Below are 21,211 nucleotides of genomic sequence, written 5' to 3' on the forward strand. Positions count from 1 at the left end.
ATTGACGAGGAAAGTTCTCATATTCTACCGAAGAGAAACTATTTTGACTTTTATTATCCTTTCACACCTCCGAGGGCAATTCCCTCAATAACCTGCTTCTGTCCGAGTGCAAAAATGATCAGCAACGGCAGGATTGCAGATACCGCACCAGCCATCATGAGTGAATAGACATCCCCGTATTGGTCCCCGAACAACCGGATCCCCAGCTGAATCGTGAACAGCTCCTTGGATTTCAAAAAAATGAGTGGATATTGATAGTCGTTCCAGGTCCAAATAAAGCGCAAAATAGCATAAGTAGCTACAGCGGGACGGATCAGCGGAAAGGCAATCTGTAGAAAAGAGCGAAAATGCCCTGCTCCATCCATCCGCGCCGATTCAAGATACTCGTTGTTTACCCCCATAAAAAATTGCTTGAGCATAAACGCTCCAATAATACTAAAGCTGTTAATCAGGATTAATCCCAAATGTGTGTCAATCAAATTCAGCCAGTTAAACAGTAGAAACTGTGGAACCAACGATGCCTGCGGAGGAACCATATAAAGTGCCAATACAACTATAAACATCGCATCCCTGCCCGGAAAACGTAGCTTGGAGAACCCATAAGCAGCAAGTGCGCATATCAGCACATTAATTATAGTCGTAGCCAGCGTAATATAAATGGAATTTCCATAATAGCGAGCAAAGTCACCCGACCACACCTGTTTATAATTTTCAATGAGGTTCCACTGCTGTGGCAACCATTGAATCGGAAAGTTAAATACATCTTTCTCCAGCTTAAAGGAAGTGGATAACATCCATAGGAACGGTAAAAGAAATGCGATACCTAGCAGTCCCATGGCGATGGTCCAGAAGGTTCTGGATAAAAGCTCTTTTTTCACTGTAATTTCTCCTTTCCGCCTTTAATAGTTGACCCATTTTTTTTGCGCCAACATCTGCAAGGCTGTAATGATCAGGCAAATAAGGAACAGAACGAGTGCCATGCTAGAGGCGTAACCCGTCTTCAGCTGATTGAAGGCTGTATCATATAACTCGTAGACGATAACGGTCGTGGAGTTAGCCGGTCCACCCTGGGTCAATACTTGTATCAGATCAAAGATTTTAAATGAGCCGATAACCCCTGTTACCAGCAGGAAAAAGGTAGTTGGCGAAATGCAGGGAACCGTGATGTTGCGGAATTTGCGCCAGACGTTGGCACCATCAATATCAGCCGCTTCATAAAGATCCTTTGGAATACTCTGTAAACCTGCAATAAAAATAATAATGTTGTAACCGAGCTGAATCCAGACTTGAATCAACATCAGCGACGGCAGAGCATAATGGATATCCGCTAACCATTTGGGTGGGTTGTTCCACCCCAGTGACATCAGGAATTGATTGACGGGTCCCAGTGAAGGGTGAAACATAACCTGCCAAACCATAGCGATGGCAACTACACTGGAAATGTACGGAAGGAAATAAATCACTTTAAACAAATCCTTCAGAAAAACCTGTTTATCAATCAGGATAGCCAGCAGCAGGGCAACGATGATCGTAACCGGTACTGTGATAATAAAGAGCAAATTGTTCAGCAAGCTTTTCATAAAAGCATCATCATGAAACAGCCTGATGAAATTATCCACGCCCGCGAACTTAATCCCCCCTAACCCAGCCACAAAGTTCCAGTCCGTGAAGCTTAACAGCAGTGAGCCCAGCACCGGGATCAACGTCAAGATGATCAGCCCAAGCATAAGCGGAGCAACGAATAGATATCCCGCCATCGCTTCGCGTGTGTCCATATTAAGATGAAACCTTTTTTTGCGTATCATAGTTCTCCTCCTTTACTTATCCATAATTGTAGAAAAAGTAAGCAGTCTTCATAAGAACTAGAATTGTTCATTTTGGAACGAATTTTACCGATCCTTTAGTTATGAATTCTTTTGCACAACGCAAAAAAAGCGCGAGCCAAGCTCCCGCAGTAAACAAAATCCATATTGAGTTTTACATAAAGCAATCGCGTTATACCGGCGTAACCTCTACAACACCTTTTCCATCAACGCCCGCACTATTCAGCTTTTTCCGAAAAATCATAAACAAAACCACACCCATCACACTCGTTATTACCTCAGTCACAGTCATCGACCAAATCACACCATGCAGGCCAAAAATAGAATGCAATACGATAATCATCGGTATAAATAATACACCTTGGCTTATCGCCATAATAGTAGTGGGTGTGCCTTGCCCTGTTGCTTGAAAAATGCTCATAAATAATCCGGTAAATCCATTAAATAAAGCGGAGATCAGCATCGCTGCCAAAATATAAGTTCCCATGCTTAACACAGAAGGATCGCCTGAGAACCAATGAAGAATCGTTCCTCTAAACACATATACTAGACTTACAAAAACAACTGCAATGCTGCCTATATATGCAAAAGCGTATTTGATGCTGGATTTAAGTCTCTCCGTATTTTTACTAGCAAAGTTAAAAGCAAATAGCGGAATCAATCCCAAAAATAAACCCATCGATAAAAATTCTGGAATCTGCACAATTCTTAAAGCCACACCAAATCCGGCGACCACACTCTCCCCATATTGAATGGAATAGTTATTTAACAAAAGCGTGCTGACAATTAAAAAACTGGCTTGCAATAGCTCGGCTGTACCTATTTTATAAACCTCAAGCTGATCTCGTACAGATATCTTGAAATGCTTCAAAAATCCTCTTAAATGCTCACTTTTCGTTTCCAAAAAGTAAATATAATAAATGGCAGAGCCCAAATTTGCTAAAACCATAGCCAAAGCAGCTCCGGCAACATGCCAATTCAGCACGAGAATAAATAAAGGATCAAAAATCAAACTTAAAGCCGTACTGATAAAAATACCATACATCGATTCCTTCGAGGCACCTTCCGAACGGACCAGTTGTTCCAAAGCAAAATTAAGCACAACAGCAAATCCGCCTGCAAAAAGAGTGAGCACATAAGACTTCGTAAAGTCTAAGGTAGCAGCATCTGCACCAAGCATTCGCGTGATCGGATTTATAGCTAACCAAGCAATGAGCGCGATAAGAAGCCCCACTACAATACTCCCGTAAAAAGTATATCCGGCAACCTTTTTCCCTTTTTCCGTCTCTTTTTGCCCCGCCAAGCGAGTTATAAATGTTCCTCCGCCTACCCCCAGCACATTTCCAAAAGCCATTAAAACGGTAAAAATAGGCAGGCCCAGCGTGATTGCGGTCAGCATACTGGTATTGTGTAATAAGCCGATGAAGTAAGCATTGATTACATTATAAATAGTACCCACAGACATCCCAATCATCATGGGAATCGATAAATGAGCGATCGCTTTTTTCATGGGCGCCGACTCTAAATAATATTGATTTGAGAACTCATTTGTCATAAGTGAACCTCCGAACGTTTATAAACTTGAACTAACTTTTTGAAGTAACGACTTTAGGGTTGCAGTTTCTTCCGGACTAAGCGCCTTAGTAATGCTTGCTTCTACCTCAGAGAAAATCTCATTGAACTCTTCCACTAAAAGAGCACCTTTTTCCAATACAAAAATACTCTTTTGACGTTCATCATTTTCAGGAGTGACACGCTGGATATACCCTTTCTTCTCCAACCCCTGAAGCATACTGGTAATGCTCGCCCCCTTCCTGTTAAAGACCTCCGCTAAATCCTTCTGAATAACCCCTTCTGCTTGATTCTCAAAAATATAGCCGATCATGCGGCCTTGTTGTGAGTTCAGACCTAACTCATTTAACCTGGTGTCAGCTGTACCTTTTATTTTCATCCCAATCTCTCGTATTAAATTAGAAAATGGTGTGTCTACCACGGGTTTGTTCATTGTTATTTCCTCCTCTTGCGGATTAGTTAGAACTCTAAGTAACATCATTATCATAATAGATAGAACTCTAACTGTCAAGGTTCTAACTAAATACAAAAAACTCCTCTCCAGCACTTGTCGAGTAGACAGGTACTGAAGAGGAGTTTATAGAGAGAATTACATCACAAGTTCTTCTAGGTTTCCAAATAAGACTTTTGTTGATTTCAGTTTGGATTCATTGCCGACAACTGTGAAATAATTTTGTTCCGTCACAGCCTTAAGCAAATCGGCATACTGTCTGATGTCTTCCGGTGTGGTCGACAAGATTTCATCCCGTTCCTGCTGCAGCTCGGCCCCGGTCACCTGTTCAAAATAATGCCGGTCCGCCCGCCGTCCCTGAGCGCTTGGGCTCAGCGGCTGGTCCAACATGGACAGGGTGCCGATAATTGCTTTGGTCATCTCGTCGGCATCCGCTTCATATCCTTCGGTGAATCGGTACGCCTGATCATAAACCTCCAGCGTCTCCTGCAAATTGGGATCACGGTAGGAAGTGAACATCAATATCCCATCTCTGCGCAGCATCAGGCTGCCGCCATAAGCTCCGCCCTTCACGCGCACGGCATTCCACAGATAGGTGAGGCTCATGATTTTTTTGAGCACCTGCATTTTGCCGGAATACGTAAATCCTAGCTTGTTGAAGTCGTAGCCTTTAACCACATATTGCACCTGGCTGGAAGACATAAAACCTTCATTATCCGCATGCCCCTGCGCCGTAATCTTAGGTTTATTCACCACTGGCTGATCCTGAATATCCAGCTTCGCTACATTAGCGGCGAATTCTCCATACAAATCAGGGGTACCCGTCACGCTGATGATCAAATTCTGTTTATTGAATAAAACCGTACAGATATCCTTCAGCGTGTTTGCCACCTCTGCTCCCTGCTGATCGATCTTCTCGGCAAGCTCACGGATAAAGCGGTAATAGGCCACGCCACCCTGTTGCTCCTGATACGCTCCCATGTCCGAAAAATAAGACATCAGGCGGCTGGCCGCGATTTCATTACCTTTTTGATTCAGGACTGATTCCATCTGTGAGGCTTCCCGCCGGACGATTTCCTGTAGCTTCGTCAGGTTATCGAGCGCGCTGGTATAGAGCATCTCACGCAGCAGATCCAGCGATTCGCCAATATGCCCCGCCATCACCTTAACCTGCGCAGTGAATTTAGGCTGATAACTGGCCCCAGTATCTTTTGCAGCGCCAAAGATCTCATTTTTGAAATGAATGCCTCCGGTTTTGATCCCAATTTCACTAGTGAGCTCTTCAATGCTGTAAGAAGCTGTCTCCATTTGGCCCAATACCTCTGCCAGCAGCACAAGATAAGGAATTTGCTCAGGAGCCACAACACTCGTATCCCAATAAAACTTGCAGTACGCAATCTTTTGAGTAGATACGTCATGGTGGATCAGCTTTAGACCCTCAAGGTTATATTCATGGGATGGCACCTGAGGTTCAGCACTGCGGTTAATGTCCTGTAGAGATAAACTCGGCAGCTTCTGCAAATCCTCGGCTGCATCTGCACGACCTTGCCGCGCCAGAAGATGCTGTGTACTCTGCACAAGCTGCTCCAGCTGGTCTGGTTGCTGTGATGATTTGTATTCACTTAATTGACGCTGGGTGCTCGCTTCCTTGTCGGCTGCAATCGTCTTGGACGGGTTCAGCACCACCAGACTGCAATGATCACTGTTCAGTAAGTAGACCTCAATCAGCTTCTCAAAATAACGATCCGTTATCTTTTCCCGAATGGTAGTGAATACCTCTTCATAAAGCATATGAGTAGACGGCTGACCGTCATAGAGCCAGGACTTCATCACTTCGATATTGTAAGTAAGTCCCTTTGGATATCGGCTAAAGTCCGCTTCCCGCAGCTCAAATTCTTTGCTGTTGACCGCCGCCAGCACCAGCTTCTCATCCAGCCCGTTCTTAACCAAGCTGCTTAATGTGGTCTTCACCAGCTCCACGAAGGCATCTTTGGCGGAAGCGTTCGAATGTGTCAGAGTAATGCCAAGCAGCGGCTGAACCATACTGTCGGAATAAAAAGCAAAGGCATCTTTGCCCAGACCGCTTTCCAGCAGGGCTTGCTTAAGCGGAGCTGCATTGCTGTCCATCAGCATGCTTTTCAAAATATCAAAAGCCAGATTCAGTTCCCGATCCGTAGAGGTTCCAATTACATAATTCAGACTCAAATAAGTTTTGTCGTCGGCCGTTTCTGCTTCCAGAATCGGATAATCCGCTACCAGCTCCGTCATTCCGGTAGGCTGTTGTAGGGGAATGGAGGTATCAAAGCTGTTTTTTTCATAACGGCTAAGGTATTCCTGGTCTATAAATTGCAGCTTCTCTTCAATAGAGACGTCTCCGTACAGATAAAAATAACTGTTGGACGGATGATAATAATTGCTGTGCGCCTCAAGGAATTGCTCATACGTAAGCGCAGGAATCTCCTGCGGATCTCCACCTGAAGAATGACGGTAAATCGTGTCTGGATACAACGACTTTTTGATCCTGTCCATCAGTACCGTAAACGGCGAGGAATAGGAACCCTTCATCTCGTTGTAAACCACGCCTTTATAGATCAGCTCAGCTTCTGTTTGCTGAAGCTCGTAATGCCAGCCCTCTTGCTCAAAAATCTCCTTTTGCTTATAAATATTCGGCTGAAAAACACTATCCAGGTAGACCTCCATCAGATTGGAGAAATCCTGCTCATTCCGGCTCGCCACCGGATACATCGTCTTATCCCCAAACGTAAATGCGTTCAGGAATGTCTGCATCGAACCCTTTAGCAATTCTACAAAAGGTTCCTTCACCGGATATTTCTCCGAACCACACAATACGGAATGCTCCAAAATATGAAAGACCCCTGTACTATCTTCAGGCGGGGTCCTGAAGCTTACGCTGAATACCTTGTTGTCATCCTGATTCTGCACGAAAAGCAGCCTGGCGCCGCTCTTCAGATGTTCCATCGTGAATACGGCGGAATCGATCTCCCGGATAAATTCCTCATTAACGACCTGAAATCCATAATATATATTGCCTGTGATCAAGCGGCTCATAGATTTGCCTCCTCTGCACTGGATGTGATAACTCTATCTGAAGCTTATCATATCCCTGGACGTTTATTCCATTAATAGAAGGCTTCCGGGATTAATTTCTGCAGTCTGACTAAAATTGCCGCTGCCTGCTCACGCACCAGAATCTGCTTTGGATCGAAGCGGCCCCCGCTGCCGGTCATTACTTCATGTTCATTCACGGCCTGAATCGCCTGGCGGCTCGCCTCTGACAAACTGGAAGTATCGGCAAACTTCACACGGTCCGGGCTGCCGTACGTAGACAACCGGGCGGCTTTGGTTACCATAACCGCCGCTTCTTCCCGCGTAATACCGCGGTCCGGCTCGAACTTACCGGTTGGAGAGCTGATAATGCCCAGCTCCTCAGCCTTGGCGATGGTACGGCTGTACCATTTGTCCGCCGGAACATCCTTAAAGCTAGAAGTGGCCTTGGCATCGGGGAACTCATGCAATAGCCGCAGCAGCAGGGTCAGAAATTCAGCCCGGGTCAGCTTCTGCTTAGGAGCCAGCACATTTCCGCTGGCACTTACGCCCTGAATATATCCGCTGCTGAGCGCTGTTGCGATATCCAAACGTGCCCAAGCTGCGACTTTATTGGCATCCGTAAAGCTGGCCAATTCCGGGGAAGAGACATGCAGCGCAAACGTCCGTTTGGAAAGTGCTGGAGCGGCATCTTTACGGTATTTGGTGACTTGCACAGGATAGACACCGGGCTTCATGCCGGCAAATGACACCTTTCCCGTGCTGTCAGCCACTACGCTTTTTCCTTGAAGTGTCACAGTAGCGCCGAAAGCCGGAAGACCGCCCAGCTGACCGTTTGACTTGGTGATATGGAGGGAAAACGGCATATTGGCGCTTGCGTATCCACCCATTTCCTGGCCGTTTTTATCTTTCCATTTCACTTCCATCCGGTCAAGCAGTTCTGTATCGTCCGCGTAGTAAACAAGCAGCTGATCCCCATTGCCTATCGTCAGTCTGTACGGGCTATTCTCAGGATACATCCATGCACTGCCCCCGCTGAATACAGCAATCTTCCATTCTCCGCGTCCATTGTATCGCCCGTTCTGAATCCCCTCGATAGCTGTGAAGGCCGGTTTAGCTGCATCCGCATTCAGCTTATACGCCAGACCCTTCGCCTGTAAAAAAGCTGCCGCTGCCTTCACAGCATCTCCGCCAACAATATGCCCCCCGGCAACGGTGCCACCGGGTCCTTCGACCTGAATCGTTGCCCGGTCAACTCCAGCATGATGCAGTCCGCTATACAGCATGCCAGCCTGCTTGGACAACAGCTTATAGGAAGTCAGGGCAAGATAGGCTTGCACAGTTGCGGGACTATCGTTTCCTCCGCCTGCTGTCTGTGTAAAGCCGCCACCCGGATGCTTCCGCGCCAGCAAATGGTCCAGCAGCGAGGCTCCGCCTTCCTTGGTGAAATCTGCTGCATCGACCCCCTGCGAGGATAAAGCAACAATCACCTGCGCTGTCGTCGCAGTTTTATCATCGAATCCTCCGTCTAGCTGCTGCTTGCTCTTAAGCCACAACAAAGCCTTCTCAATCGGCTGCGCAGTTTGTTCTGAACTCACTTCCGAAGCAAGTGCCGTCAGTACCCAGGCAGTAGCTACCAGATCTCCTTGCTTCTGCCCGGCCAGCGGCCAGCTGCCATCCGCTAGCTGCATATCAAGCAGCTGATAAAACAGCAAATCGGGGTAACGGTTTGTCCGCTCCAATGAATTTGAAATGGAGTTCTTCGAGGTAATATAGGCGGTTGCTACCGCTGCTGCCCCTTCCGAATCAATTCCGGCATGATTCATCAGGAATGGATAAAGATCAATACCAGCGATGTTGTTGACGTTGCCCCCCGCAGCACTGTAAGCCAGCGCTGTTCGAGTTAGCTCTGCCACCTTGGTGAACTTGCCCCGCTGTTCCAGAATCTTATCGGCAGTCTGCTCCAGATATCCCTTGGGCAGACTACGCCCATTCTTGAAGAACCCTACGGCTGCTTCGTCCGGGAATGGCTGTATCGTCAGCAGCACATTCTGCGCCCCTTCCAAGGCGCTCTGCATCTCCGCTGTGAATACCGCGGTTGTCTTTTGTTCCGGAGACGGCTCCGCCATTACCCTGCCACTCAGCAATACAAGCAAAATACATAATGCGGTAAGTGTAACCTTCCTTATAGTCCGGTTTATGGGTGTAGCTCTCATATTCATTCTCCTCCAATGTAGTTTGCTAGATCTTTATAAGTTAGACGCAGCGAACTGGGATTTTGTTCCTGAATATGCTGTAATATGTAGCTTCATCCAGCTATAAATTAAAAAAAGACCGCACTGCTACCCGCTCACACGATAGCCCTACGATCTTTTCAAAACTCTTATTCAGCCTGAGCAAACCCCAGCTCACGGTATAATGTCCGCTCCAGATAATCGTGAAGATAGAAGCGGGATTTCACAAAATGCTCCGCCATATCGGATGGCTGGTAACGCTCCAAAGCCGCTTTCATGCGAGGCAAAACGTTCTCACGTCCGCGGCGATTTCGCATGTAATTATTCAGTAGCGAGTGCCTTTCCGCTTCGTCTCCCGGATAAAGCTCCCAGCGGTAGATATATTTGTGGATCGCCCGCGAACGGTCCGTCGCCGCTTCAAAATCATGCATAATGGCAATCAGCTCTGCTTCATCCTTATGATCCTTCACCTTGTCCAACAGCTTCCAGATAACATCATAATAATCTTCCAGCTGATAATTCCCGAGCTGTGCGTGACCTGTTCTAGGATCGATGCCATGGAACTGCTCCATGAATCGATCGATAAATGTTGCTGAGTCCGCTTTGCGGTTCCAGGCCAAATCGGCGTGCAGCAGCATCGGATACCAGGTCGTCTCAAAGATCCCATAAGGAACACCAAGGCTGAACGGCCCCGTCCAGTTCGTGGCGACGATGCACCCGAGGTCCAGCTTATCCGCTGTCTCCGCCCATTGGAGCAGATTATCCGTCCGGTTCAATAGTACCGGATAATTCTGATGTTCAGCCCAGTCAAAGCTGCGAACCGCCGGTGCTCCCATAACCTCGATGCCTAGTGACCTGAATTTATCCGCAAGAGAAGAAACCTCAGCTTCAATATTACGTCCGTTGTATATCCAGATCATCGCTGCACTCCGCTTATCCAGCTTTGCCAGTTCCTCCGGCGGGCATTTGTCCAGCATGTCATGCCAGAAAATCACTTTTTTACCACGGCTGGCTGTAAATTCAATCAAAGTGTTCAAAAAAGCGATAAACGCCCGCTCCCGTACCCCTCCGAACAACGTTTTACAGCGTTCGCATTCACATAAGCTGTACACCTCGTCGCAGCCGAGGTGAATATAACGGGAATCCGGATGAGCATCCATCATCTCCTGTAACAGATCGGTAATCAGCTCGAAGGATTCCGGATGCGCTGGACAGATCTCCCCGAGGGATAACTCCGTTTCGCGCAAGTGCCGCCAAGCGTCGTGGCGGAGTACATACTCCAGATGCCCGAAACTCTGCTGCAGCGGAATGATCTCAATAAAATATTCTTGGGCTGTGCGTTTCAGTTCCTCTAGCTGTGTGAGGCTTAACGAATGCTGAGGATGCACGAATTCCGGGTACTTCTGGAACGGGAATTTATCTTCGTATTCAATCAGAACCGCATTCGTTTTATACCGGGCAAAATCCGCCAAATACGATAGCAGCAGCTCTGGCTTGGAAAATGTCTGGCGAAGATCAAAGTTCATCGCCCGCAAGGTAGTGTCAGGCCAGTCCGTGATAGACACAGCAGGAACTTCCCCTACTGACTTACGCAGTTGTAGTAACGTTTGTAGCCCGTAAAACAGACCCGGCGCATCCAGTGCACGGATTACCACCCGGCGCTCCGACACCTCCAGCCTGTACCCTTCCGCCCGGCCGTTAAGCAATTTCAGATCCACTTCATCTGGCTGTGCTCCTTTCGTTTCTGACTGCAAGAGACTCTGAAGAATAAGTGAATATCCTTTTCCCGAGATAACATGTGTACAATCCAGCTCTGGAAACGCCCGGCGGCAATGGACCACCAGTCTCGGATCATACTGCTCCATGTAAAGGCTCAGGCTTACATCTTCGCTGAACTGAAAAGCTTCTCCCTCTTTCACTTGGATCTGCTTCGGTTGCGGTATCAAGCTCTGCATCGTTCTCCTCCTAATCTTTGCTGTAATTAATTACTGCAAGCCTTGCTATGACCCTTTTTCCAGCATTCCAGCACGGTAAGTGTCCTGTCGTCATAGCAGAAGCTCACGAGATCGGCAGGTGCTCCAGCCCTAAGCCCTGCCGCCTGCTCCAGCCCCAGCAAAGTAGCCGGATGAGCAGAAGCACAATCCCAGGCTTCATCCAGCCGGGCTAATCCAGCCTCCGCAAGATAGGCCACCTGATCTGGAAGCATCATGGCGGAACCTGCAAGCAGCTGCTGATTGCCAGCCAGATGCAGCCGCCCTTCTGCTGTTAATACAACCTCTCCACCAATGTGCAGGTGATAAGTTCCCGGCGGCATTCCGCTCAGTGATACAGCATCGCTGACCAAGATGGTGCGGCTGCGCTTCATACGTAGGATTACTTTCAACAGAGCGGGTGGTAAATGTTGGCCATCTGCAATCATACAGCCGTATAGTTCATCCGCCGCCAGCTGCTCCCACAAATAGTTGGGATGACGGGGCAGCGTCAGATGTGTGCCATTGCCGAGATGCGTAGACATCACCGCTCCTGCGGCAACCGCCTCCCTAATCTGCTCGGGGGAAGCTGCTGTATGCCCTAAGGAAACAAGGATGCCTGATTCACTGCACCGGGCGATAAATGCAGCGGCGTTTGGCCATTCCGGGGAGACGGTGAGGATACGGATAAGCCCTTCAGCCGCTTCTTGCCAGCGGCATAACATATCCCAATCCGGCGGGCCAATATGTTCCCTTGGATGGGCGCCGCGCGGACCCTCTTCTGGTGACAGAAAAGGACCTTCCAGATGAATTCCTACAATCCCCCCAGCATCTTCCGGATACAGCGAAGCGGCTTCTGCAATGGCGGAGACCGCTTGAGCCAGCGCTTCTTTGCCATTAGTAATCAGAGTTGGACAATAGCTGGTTACCCCGTTTCCTATCAGAAGTCGGGACAGTTCCAATACCGTTGCAGGCTGTAAAGGCAGCGTGTTGAGATCCAGCCCCCAGCCCCCGTTCACTTGCAGATCCACCAACCCGGGTGCCAGCCAGGGCCAATCGGCCCTGGCTGGACTCTCCGCAAGTTCGGTGACCGAAGTGATTCGCCCCTGCTCAACACTTACCTCAACCGGCAGCCCAGTTTTATAGTGCTTTCCCTTAATTGGCGCGTTCATAGGCCGAAGGCAGCCCGATCCGTGAACATCGTGATCTCCGGATGGGTGCGCAGAATAGTAGCTGGACATGCCGTGCTGATCGAATCATGGAGCGCCGCCTGTAAAGCCTTGCGTTTGGACACTCCCGGTACAATTCCGTACAGGTGACGGCCAGCCAGCAAGGCTGGTACCGTAAGCGTCAGCGCATGGGTTGGCACCTCGTCCAGCGAGGTAAAGCAACCGTCATTCACCTGCTGGCGGCGGCAGGCTTCCTCCAGTTCGACCGCTTTGACCAGCTGCGGGTCGGTAAAATTAGCGATTGGCGGATCATTAAACGCGATATGCCCGTTTTCCCCGATCCCGAGGCAAACGATATCAATAGGCGCCTCGCTCAACAAAGCCGAATATCTGTGGCATTCCTGCACCACATCAGCGGCGAGACCATCCAGCAGTTCTACCCGGCCAGGGTTAACCCGACTGTATAGACGATCTGTCAAAAAACGGCCGAACCGCTGGGGAGCCGAAGCCGCAAGGCCGATGTATTCATCCATATGAAAAGCATTGACCCGGGACCAATCCATCCCCTGCTCCCGAACCAGCCCCTCGTACAGTTCATTTTGCGAAGGTGCGGCAGCAAACACAATTCGGACCTGACGCGCAGAATCTTGAAGCAAAGCTCTAATTTTCTGCGCGACCTGCGATGCCGCCGCAGCGCCCATCAGGTTACGATCTTCGTAAACATGAACGGACATCTGCTCTACTCTGTGTGTCTCTAAAGGCTTAATGATGTCATTCATCCCGCTCATCCTTTCCGGGCAACTATTGTCCTTGGCACAAGACAGATTAATTCCCGTTTAACTGAATGTTCTGAACACGGTCGTAAGCTTCCTTATAAGTAGCCAGCAGCTTATCCACGCCGAGATTGTTCATCTCCTCCACATATTTGTCCCAGTCGGCCAGCTTTCGGGAGCCGGTAACAAACTTGGCAAAGCTTTCATCGCGGTGTTTTTGGATCGCCTGGCCGGTAATCGCAATAATTTCATTCTCTTTCTCCGTAAATGCAGGCCGTGGCTGCATCATGGACGGATCATATTTCGTCGCTTCTTCAAAGGCATACTTCAAATTGTCTGAGAACAACGACAGATGTGCACCAAAGTCGATCCAGGTGTACGTTCCGCTAGTCTGAAGTCCTGTCTGTTTCCGCATTTCGATCACATCGTTGTACTCTGGTTTGAACTTGATCGTGTCGCCTTCCTTCACATATGTCTCACCCTCCACGCCCCAGCTGCTGAGCGTACGTCCCTCTTCGGAATAGAAAAAGTCCATATAACTCATCACATCATCGATGTTCTTCGAGGTTGAAGCCACGGTTAGGCCACCTTCCATATAATGAAAATACGGGTTCAGTTGCTTGCCGCCGGCAATGCCCGCTGGAGGAGCCATGAACTGCATGTTGAACTCCGGATTCTCCTGCTGCATCGCATTGTTAAAAAAATCGATCCGGCTGATGTAATCAATGGTCACAAACGATTTGCCCGTGGACACCATGTCCTGCCATTGCTTAGTTTGCAGAGATAGAAAGTCGGGCGGAATCAGCCCTTCGTCATAAAATATTTTCCACATGCCAACCATTTCCTTGTAACTATCTTCCGTGGGCCCAAAAAGCCACTCTTTTTTATCAAAATCATAATAAGCCCCTTCACCCGTCCCGTAATTCACAGTCATGTTGGCATTCATTTCATCGGGAATTTGTCCGTAGCGGATCGAAAGCGGATAGCTGTCCGGATATTTCGCCTTCAAGGTTTTTAGAGCTGTATGCAGCTCCTCATATGTGGCTGGTGCCTGGATTCCTTCTTTGTCAAAAATGTCTTTACGGTATAACCAGATCATGCGGTTCGTCTCGCCAAAGCCCTGATTCGGGAACATATACATTTTGCCATCAGCAGACAGTGCAGCCTTCGCTTCCTGTGGATACTGCTTTACCCAGGCGGTCAGATTCGGCATTTTGTCCATATACTCCATCAAATCCACCAACGCACCCTGTTGCCCGAATTTATTCGATTCTTTGCGGTTAGGCATATACATCAGATCCGGCATTGCCTTCGAGGCAATCGCCAGGTTCAAGCTCTCTTCAAGCTTTCCGGAAGGGGTCTGTACCTCGAGTGTGACACCGGTTTTCTCCTTCAGCCAGCTCCAAATAGGCCAGCTTTTCGAATAAGGGAACGTAGCATTGTTGTCTAAGAGCGCAGTGAAGGTTTTTTCCGTTTTGGGCGAATCAGCAGGTGAAGCGGTACTGCTGCCCTGAGTATTACTCTGCGGCGAGGTGTCATTGCCCCCTCCGCTGCAGCCAGTTACTACGGTTGCTGCAATCATCAGTGGCAGCAGTACAGATTTCCATTTATTCATTACGATCTCTCCCTTATTCTGAATTTGTGACGGTTCCACCCGCCTCAGCCTTTAACCGCGCCAATCATGGCCCCCTTAACGAAGTACTTCTGCACAAATGGATACACAATCAGAATCGGAAGCGTCGAGACCATAATCGTCGCGTACTTCAGCGATTCTTCTATCACCATGTTGTCACCTCCAATGCTAGTAACATCCCCTGAGCTAGCACTGCCAGCCAGCACCAGATTGCGCAGCAGTACTTGCAGCGGGAACAAATCCGGTGAGCGCAGGTAGAGCAGCGGGTAAATAAAGTTATTCCACATGCCAACCGCGTAAAAGAGCGCTATGGTGGCGAAGGAAGCTTTGGAAAGCGGAACAATAATACGGATAAATATGCCGATATCATTCAGTCCGTCGATGCGGCCTGACTCCTCCAGCTCTTTAGGAATGCCGGAGAAAAAGGTCCGCATCAGAATCAGATTCCAAGTGCTAACCGCACCCGGCAGCACCATGCCCCATACGGTATCGACCATATCCAGGGAGCGAACCACGAGGAACGTGGGAATCATTCCTCCGCTGAAAAACATCGTCACCACAATCAACAGGGTGAAGCTCTTGCGCAGCGCCATATCACTGCGTGAGAGTGCATAGGCACCCGTGGAGGTGACTACCAGCGAGATAAGGGTGCCAAGCACGGTGTAAATGAGTGTATTTTTGTAAGCCACCCAGATTTGCGAATCTCCGAGTACAAGCTTATACATATTCAGGTTAAATCCCTTAGGCCAAAAAGAAACGGTATTCTTCATGACATGCACATCACTACTGAGAGAGACAGCGAGCATATGCAGGAACGGATAAAGCGTGACCACCACAACCACGAGAAGGATAAAAGTGCTCACGACATTAAACCAGGATAAACGGGGTGATCTCATCACCACACCTCTTTTCTACCATAAACTTGTCTCGCTTACACGGCGGCTGATGTAATTTGCTGTATAGATGAAGATCAAGCTAATCACGCCCATAAAAAGATCAATAGAAGCGCCATAGCTGAAGTTCCCCTGCACCATACCCACCCTATAGACATAAGTACTGATAATATCCGCTGTGTCGTAGATCGCCGGATTCTGCATCAGGAACACCTTCTCGAAGCCAATCTCGAGCACTTTACCGATATTAAGAATCAAGGTGATCACGATGGCGGGTGAAATGCCGGGCAAGGTGACATGCCATATTTTACGCATGCGGCTGGCTCCGTCCATATCAGCAGCTTCATACAGCTGCGGGTCGATAGCGGTCAACGCGGCCAAGTAGATAATAGTCTCCCAGCCGATATGCTGCCAGATCTCCGACAGGACATAAATACCGCGGAACAATCCAGGTTCATTCATGAAATTGATCGGTCCAATCCCTATGGCACCAAGCAGATTATTAATCAGCCCTCCGGTTGGGGATAAAAACATGATCACCATACTGGCTACAATGACATTTGAGATAAAATGTGGAAGATAGCTGACGGTCTGCACAACTCGTTTGAAAGCAGCCTTGCGCACCTCATTAAGCAGAATCGCCAGTAGAATGGGTGCCGGGAAGCCGAAAAACAGCTTATATAAACCAAGCAGAAAAGTGTTTTTCATCAGCGGCCAAAAATCGGGATTCTCTATAAACATCCTGTAATATTTGAGTCCCACCCAATCACTGGCCCAAATCCCTTTAAAAAGATTGTAATCCTTGAAAGTGATAACTAATCCAAACATCGGTGCATAGCGGAAGATCAAATAATACAACAGGCACGGCAGGAACAGCAGCCAGAGCGCCTTGTTTTTATTCCAAGTTCGAAGGATTCCCGCTTTGTGGCGTTGAGGTCGTTGGGGTCGCCGGTGCACTTTCTTTCGCATTTTGCCCTGCACTACGCTAGCTTGAGCCATATGCATGTCTCCTCTTCTTAAAATGATCATAAATCATATAGATGTCAGATTACTTCCCCCTTTTTCCTGGGATTTGTCTCCGAATTATAGCTGCATTTCTTTGGAAAGCGCTATCTACATGTTATATAACATTTCGCCTTAACTGCGGATTTCCATAGAATAGCGTACAAATCAGCAAAATTGCATATTGTTGGTGTTAGCTTTTTGCCGCTATGATAGAATTAATCCAATTCATTTACGGGTGCATCCAAAGGGGGATACATATGAAGGGATCCGTTACAGGCAAATTTGCGCTGAATGCCCTGTTCGTTAAGCTGATGCTAAGCTTCCTCAGTGTCATCTTGATTTTGGCATCATTTAATCTGTTCTCCCATCTTTATTTAAGCGGCAAAATCTATAAGGAGATGATCCGGCAAAATGAGCTAGGCCTCGCACAAACGGTCGAAGGCTACGAAAATCATTTCCGGTTGACTCAGAACATGATTCTTGCCCTCACCCAATCCGATTCATGGACTGCCAATCTGGGCATTCTAAGCCACCTCAAAGAGAACCGACGATATGATATCCCGGCAGAAGTGATATCGGATCTCTCAACGCTGTATGCTAATCCTTTTCTGCATATCGAAAATTTCATTCTTTATTTTAAAAAGGAAAATTATGTACTGGAGAGGGAGGGCCTAAGCAGCGCCGCAGATATGTTCGGTAAATACTACTTCAGTGCAGAATACCCTCCGGAGTACTGGAGCCGGCAAACGATGGACAATCAATTTTTAAAAGTCATGCCCGCCGTAACCTTTACCGAGAAAACCATACATTCCACCCGTACGCTCGGAAGGTTAATGCCAGTGCTGGTCAAAGCGATTCCTTATGAGGAAGTGTACGGCATTGTCATGCTGAATCCGCAGCTGATGCAGGCCGCTTACGGAGATGCCGGCAATACCCCGTTCTATATCCTGGATGCGCAGAAGAATCTATTGTTCTCTACATCAGAGGGTAAACTGCAAACAAGCCAGCTTCCGGAAAGTGGCAATGCCCATGAGCGGGTCGGAGACCAATATTACTTCTATGAAAAAGGTAAACAGACTGGATTCACCTATATCCGAGTGACCCAGGTGGCGGCTATTGCTGCGGAAATGCGGGGGATGCAGCTATTGCTGGCTGTATTACTCTCTGCCGCAGTACTGATCAGTGTTCTCTCATCCCTAATCTTCAGCCATCGGCTTAACCAACCGCTCCAGCGCCTGATTGCCGCCTTGGACCGTAAGGCAGGCAGCCGGCCTGAAAAATTGAGCAGTGTGAAGGAATTCGCCATTATCGGCGACCGCCTGAGCTCCATTTTGGAGAGTAACCGCTTCATCCAGACCGATCTTGATCATAAGAACTCACTGGTGCGCCAATATGCCTATACTCATAAAGTGAAAAATATCCCGCTGAGTAAAAGCCTCGCGGAGCTTGAAGATGTAAGGCAATCCGAACAGCCCTATGCCTCCATTCTGTTCAAGGTCAGCTTCAAAACCTTACCGGACGAATTGGAGAAACACACACTGATGTTATGGAAGCTGGTTCAAAACTTGATCACTGGTGGTGAAAGCGAAAGCGTCGCACTCCAGCCGGAACATGATCAGCTCATGCTGCTCCTGTTCAATCCCGGACCGCAGAGCAGTTTTCTGCAGGCTCTTGATACCCTTAAGGAGCTGCTGGATTCGGAGACATCCTTATATCTGACTATTGCTGTAAGTCCGGTATATTCAGGCGAAACCTCATTTACCGATGCCTACAATAATCTATCGATGTTGTTAAATGAGCGTAGATTGAACGGGGAAACACAAATTATCGTAGAACCTAGAGCCTCATCCGCCAAATCCTTTCATTTAAAGGTGACACACGGAGAGGAGCTGCACAATCTGCTGCAGTCTGCCAATGAGGAGGCTGTATTCGCTTGGTTGGATCGTCAGCTGGAGCAGCTGCAGCACAAGGACGCGGCGGCGGCGGATTTTCGGGCATTTGCCTTGGGAGCAGCGGAACAGACGAGCAAAACGGTGACGAGGCTGAATCTGCCCCAAGCGGAGCGTCTCTTACCACCCCCACTAGAGCCATTTAACGCTTTCCACTCAATGGATCAATACAAGGAATGGCTGCGTGATCTGGTTCGTCCTGTGCTCGTGGTCATCAGTAGCCGCTCGGAGTCGCGCGACCCCATTATCAGCTTTGTGCTGGATTACTTAGACAAACATTACGGCGAGGACATCAACCTCAACCTAGTAGCAGACAAGTTAAATTTAACTCCAGGTTACCTGTCCAGCATTTTTAAAGAGAAAACAAACATCAACTTCAGTGAATATCTGAACAATCTGCGGATTGAGCGGGCCAAAGAGCTGCTAATGAATCTGGAACTGCGGATTCAGGATATCGCGCTTCAGGTCGGTTATCAGAACGTAAATTCCTTCATCCGTATGTTCAAACGTTGTGCTGGAATAACTCCGGGCGAATACCGCAAGCGCTATTCCCGTGATGATTCACTCCCCTCCTCCGGCCTTGGCTTGTAAAGAGGCTACATTGCAGAGGAGAGGACAAAAAAGGCCCCCCCATTGGCTGGGGGCCTTTTTGTTGTAAAGATTTGCAATCAGAATCCCGTTTTCGGAATCTCCATTGGCACAATATTATAGGGCGCTGTCATACCCGTCCGCACCTGATACATCTGGTCATGGGCCTTTCTCGCTGCTTGCACGAAAGGTTCATATGGACGGTTGCAGACATCCACTACACCGATTTGATAGTTTTCTCCGTCATAACGTCCGAGCACAGGCTGATCATTCCATTGAAAATAATGGACTCCGATGAGCTGCGGGATGGCTGCCCCCTGCTCCACATAATAACGGTAAGCCTCACCGCGCTCCTTCTGGGTTGCCACCGCACGGATCCCATAAGCCAACATGCCGCCTTCAGCCGCACCAAAATGATATTCCCCAATCATGACTGGTTTGTTCAGTCGTCCGCTGATCTGGGCGATCTGTTCCTTGTCAGGACTGAACTGATAGCAGTTCATAGAGAATACATCAAACCATTCGCAGCCCTCCAGCACCTCATCACTGCCAACCCAGGCATAACGCATTCCCAAATTCAGATGATTCGGATCAGTCTGCTTGCAAAGACGGGCCGGCACTTCTACATACCGTCGAATCATGATCCGGTTAAACTGGTTATAATCCACTTCTCGGGCAGAAGTGAGATTATCCCCGGTTACATTCACATTCAATACATCGTATAAATCCTCGAATTCTTCAAAAACGCTATCCCACGCCATGTTTAATCGTTCCACTGTTTTGTACTTTTCTGCAAGCCAGCGAATGAATTCCTTCTTACTGGCATAACGGACCGGAGATTTCAGCATCTGCCCGGTCAAATTCAACCCATCCACGAATGCCCAATGCGGCTCATTACGCATGAAATAACCGACCATTCTCTGCTCTTCCCTTAATGGAAGAAGCTGCTCCGCAAAGCTCCCGGCATTCCGCTCATACTCCGGGCTAAACACATCCGGGAAATCCCGGAAAATAGTCTGCTCCGTCATAGGAAAGTCCACTAGAGGATAAACATACGGAAGCTGGGATTCGTTGATAAATCTATCATTAGACCAGTTACCGATGGTGTTGAATCCCCATTGTTGTAAGCGAAAATCCGTCATAGCCACCCAGTTAGAGCGCCACTCCGCCCCAAAAGCAGTGATCAGATTAGCAATCTCGAAGCTGAATTCCTCGCCATCCTGTGACCAAGCTTCTTGATAGAGTCCTTCCCGCTCCGGCAATGAGGGTATCAAGTGTTCCATGCCAGTTACATGCATAGAACAAGCTGGACCCACACAGTCCATCCCCGTACTGAACAGGGCATAACCCTCTGGATCAACGAACCACCAGCGGCTGCCGTCAAACTCCGTGCGGAAATATCCAGTTGCCGCGAATCTCAGCGCCTTCCAACCTCCGTACCTGCTGAGGTCACCTCCATTGTGATCAGCTTGTGCCGCAAGTTGCCGCTCTGTGCGCAGCCAATCCGTCAACGCTTCTGCATCAACCGTTTTCCCTGGCCAATCCCTTCCCTTTAATTGGCCCAGATCATCTATATATGGTTGCTGTTCATACTCAAAGACGGGCTCAGTTAGACTTAGAGCCAAGTCACTAATTTGCACAGCTCTACTTGTTGTTGAAGGGAGAGTAGCGATAGAGAATCGGGTGATATGCTTGCGATCGATGCCTGCATCTCCCCTCAGTACTGTCTGCATCACACCCGGATAACGGGGAAGGAACAGCTTCTCACCATTTAAATGAATCAAGGGTAAACAAATTTCCGTGCGCACACCGGGTAAAATTCCTACATGATAAGTAATGACGCGATGATCCCGATCATAAAAACTGAATAACAGCACCAGAACGTCATGGCTTTCATGGTAAACCTTTGCATTAACGAAACCATAATCGCACCAAGCGGCGGATTCCAGCTGCCCTGGCTGAAGCTCAAATCCACCACCTTCTGGTGTAGTGATGAACTGAAACGCCTCAGAGGAAGTCGCAGTAAGTTGTGTATGGGGGTCACTTTTAAACCATTCCATAGGGAAGGAGACAGATAAACTCATC

Annotated in this window: 14 protein-coding genes; 1 reads left to right on the forward strand and 13 read right to left on the reverse strand. The window is 48.3% G+C overall.

All coding sequences use genetic code 11. From position 1 onward, the window contains the following. Positions 1 to 53 precede the first annotated feature (53 nt). From MHI51_RS22780 to MHI51_RS22835, 12 genes are all read right to left on the reverse strand, one after another. Positions 54 to 836: a carbohydrate ABC transporter permease gene (locus MHI51_RS22780; protein ID WP_052097522.1), complete on the reverse strand. Its 783-nt coding sequence runs from the start codon at positions 834 to 836 to the stop codon at positions 54 to 56. Positions 837 to 899: 63 nt separating this feature from the next. After that, positions 900 to 1,805 carry a carbohydrate ABC transporter permease gene (locus tag MHI51_RS22785; protein WP_036683142.1) on the reverse strand — a complete coding sequence of 302 codons (906 nt, stop codon included), beginning with the start codon at positions 1,803 to 1,805 and terminating at the stop codon, positions 900 to 902. Positions 1,806 to 1,995: 190 nt separating this feature from the next. Continuing rightward, positions 1,996 to 3,378 (reverse strand): MATE family efflux transporter, encoded by a 1,383-nt coding sequence (locus tag MHI51_RS22790; RefSeq protein WP_076218432.1) that lies wholly within the window; start codon positions 3,376 to 3,378, stop codon positions 1,996 to 1,998. Between the two features lie 18 nt (positions 3,379 to 3,396). Then, a complete protein-coding gene (locus MHI51_RS22795; RefSeq protein WP_038572665.1) occupies positions 3,397 to 3,828 on the reverse strand; it encodes a MarR family winged helix-turn-helix transcriptional regulator in 432 nt (143 codons plus the stop codon). Positions 3,829 to 3,984: 156 nt separating this feature from the next. After that, the gene (locus MHI51_RS22800; protein ID WP_405173284.1) at positions 3,985 to 6,915 is read right to left on the reverse strand and encodes an insulinase family protein; all 2,931 of its coding nucleotides are present in this window, start codon (positions 6,913 to 6,915) and stop codon (positions 3,985 to 3,987) included. 71 nt (positions 6,916 to 6,986) lie between these two features. After that, positions 6,987 to 9,128, reverse strand: a complete 2,142-nt coding sequence (locus MHI51_RS22805) for an S-layer homology domain-containing protein (RefSeq protein ID WP_076277418.1) — start codon at positions 9,126 to 9,128, stop codon at positions 6,987 to 6,989. 167 nt (positions 9,129 to 9,295) lie between these two features. Next, entirely contained in the window at positions 9,296 to 11,101 is a 1,806-nt protein-coding gene (locus MHI51_RS22810; RefSeq protein ID WP_342410034.1) for a DUF4838 domain-containing protein, read from the reverse strand. 26 nt (positions 11,102 to 11,127) lie between these two features. Beyond that, the gene (locus MHI51_RS22815) at positions 11,128 to 12,288 is read right to left on the reverse strand and encodes an N-acetylglucosamine-6-phosphate deacetylase (RefSeq protein ID WP_405173285.1); all 1,161 of its coding nucleotides are present in this window, start codon (positions 12,286 to 12,288) and stop codon (positions 11,128 to 11,130) included. Then, complete coding sequence (locus MHI51_RS22820) at positions 12,285 to 13,064, reverse strand: glucosamine-6-phosphate deaminase (protein ID WP_076277421.1); 780 nt, start codon at positions 13,062 to 13,064, stop codon at positions 12,285 to 12,287. Before MHI51_RS22820 ends, MHI51_RS22815 begins: the two co-directional genes overlap by 4 nt. A gap of 46 nt (positions 13,065 to 13,110) precedes the next feature. Continuing rightward, a complete protein-coding gene (locus tag MHI51_RS22825) occupies positions 13,111 to 14,673 on the reverse strand; it encodes an extracellular solute-binding protein (RefSeq protein WP_405173286.1) in 1,563 nt (520 codons plus the stop codon). A gap of 44 nt (positions 14,674 to 14,717) precedes the next feature. Further along, complete coding sequence (locus tag MHI51_RS22830) at positions 14,718 to 15,587, reverse strand: carbohydrate ABC transporter permease (RefSeq protein WP_076147925.1); 870 nt, start codon at positions 15,585 to 15,587, stop codon at positions 14,718 to 14,720. A gap of 15 nt (positions 15,588 to 15,602) precedes the next feature. Beyond that, positions 15,603 to 16,583 carry an ABC transporter permease gene (locus MHI51_RS22835; protein ID WP_405173287.1) on the reverse strand — a complete coding sequence of 327 codons (981 nt, stop codon included), beginning with the start codon at positions 16,581 to 16,583 and terminating at the stop codon, positions 15,603 to 15,605. A gap of 263 nt (positions 16,584 to 16,846) precedes the next feature. On the opposite strand from MHI51_RS22835, the gene MHI51_RS22840 reads away from it, so the two are divergent. After that, the gene (locus MHI51_RS22840; RefSeq protein WP_405173288.1) at positions 16,847 to 19,129 is read left to right on the forward strand and encodes a helix-turn-helix domain-containing protein; all 2,283 of its coding nucleotides are present in this window, start codon (positions 16,847 to 16,849) and stop codon (positions 19,127 to 19,129) included. 77 nt (positions 19,130 to 19,206) lie between these two features. Here MHI51_RS22840 and MHI51_RS22845 read toward each other — a convergent pair whose 3' ends face one another. Next, positions 19,207 to 21,210 carry a beta-galactosidase gene (locus MHI51_RS22845; RefSeq protein ID WP_076219542.1) on the reverse strand — a complete coding sequence of 668 codons (2,004 nt, stop codon included), beginning with the start codon at positions 21,208 to 21,210 and terminating at the stop codon, positions 19,207 to 19,209. Between the last annotated feature and the right edge of the window lies 1 nt (position 21,211).

The organism is Paenibacillus sp. FSL H8-0260 (assembly GCF_045040625.1).
GTDB lineage: Bacteria > Bacillota > Bacilli > Paenibacillales > Paenibacillaceae > Paenibacillus_AQ > Paenibacillus_AQ odorifer.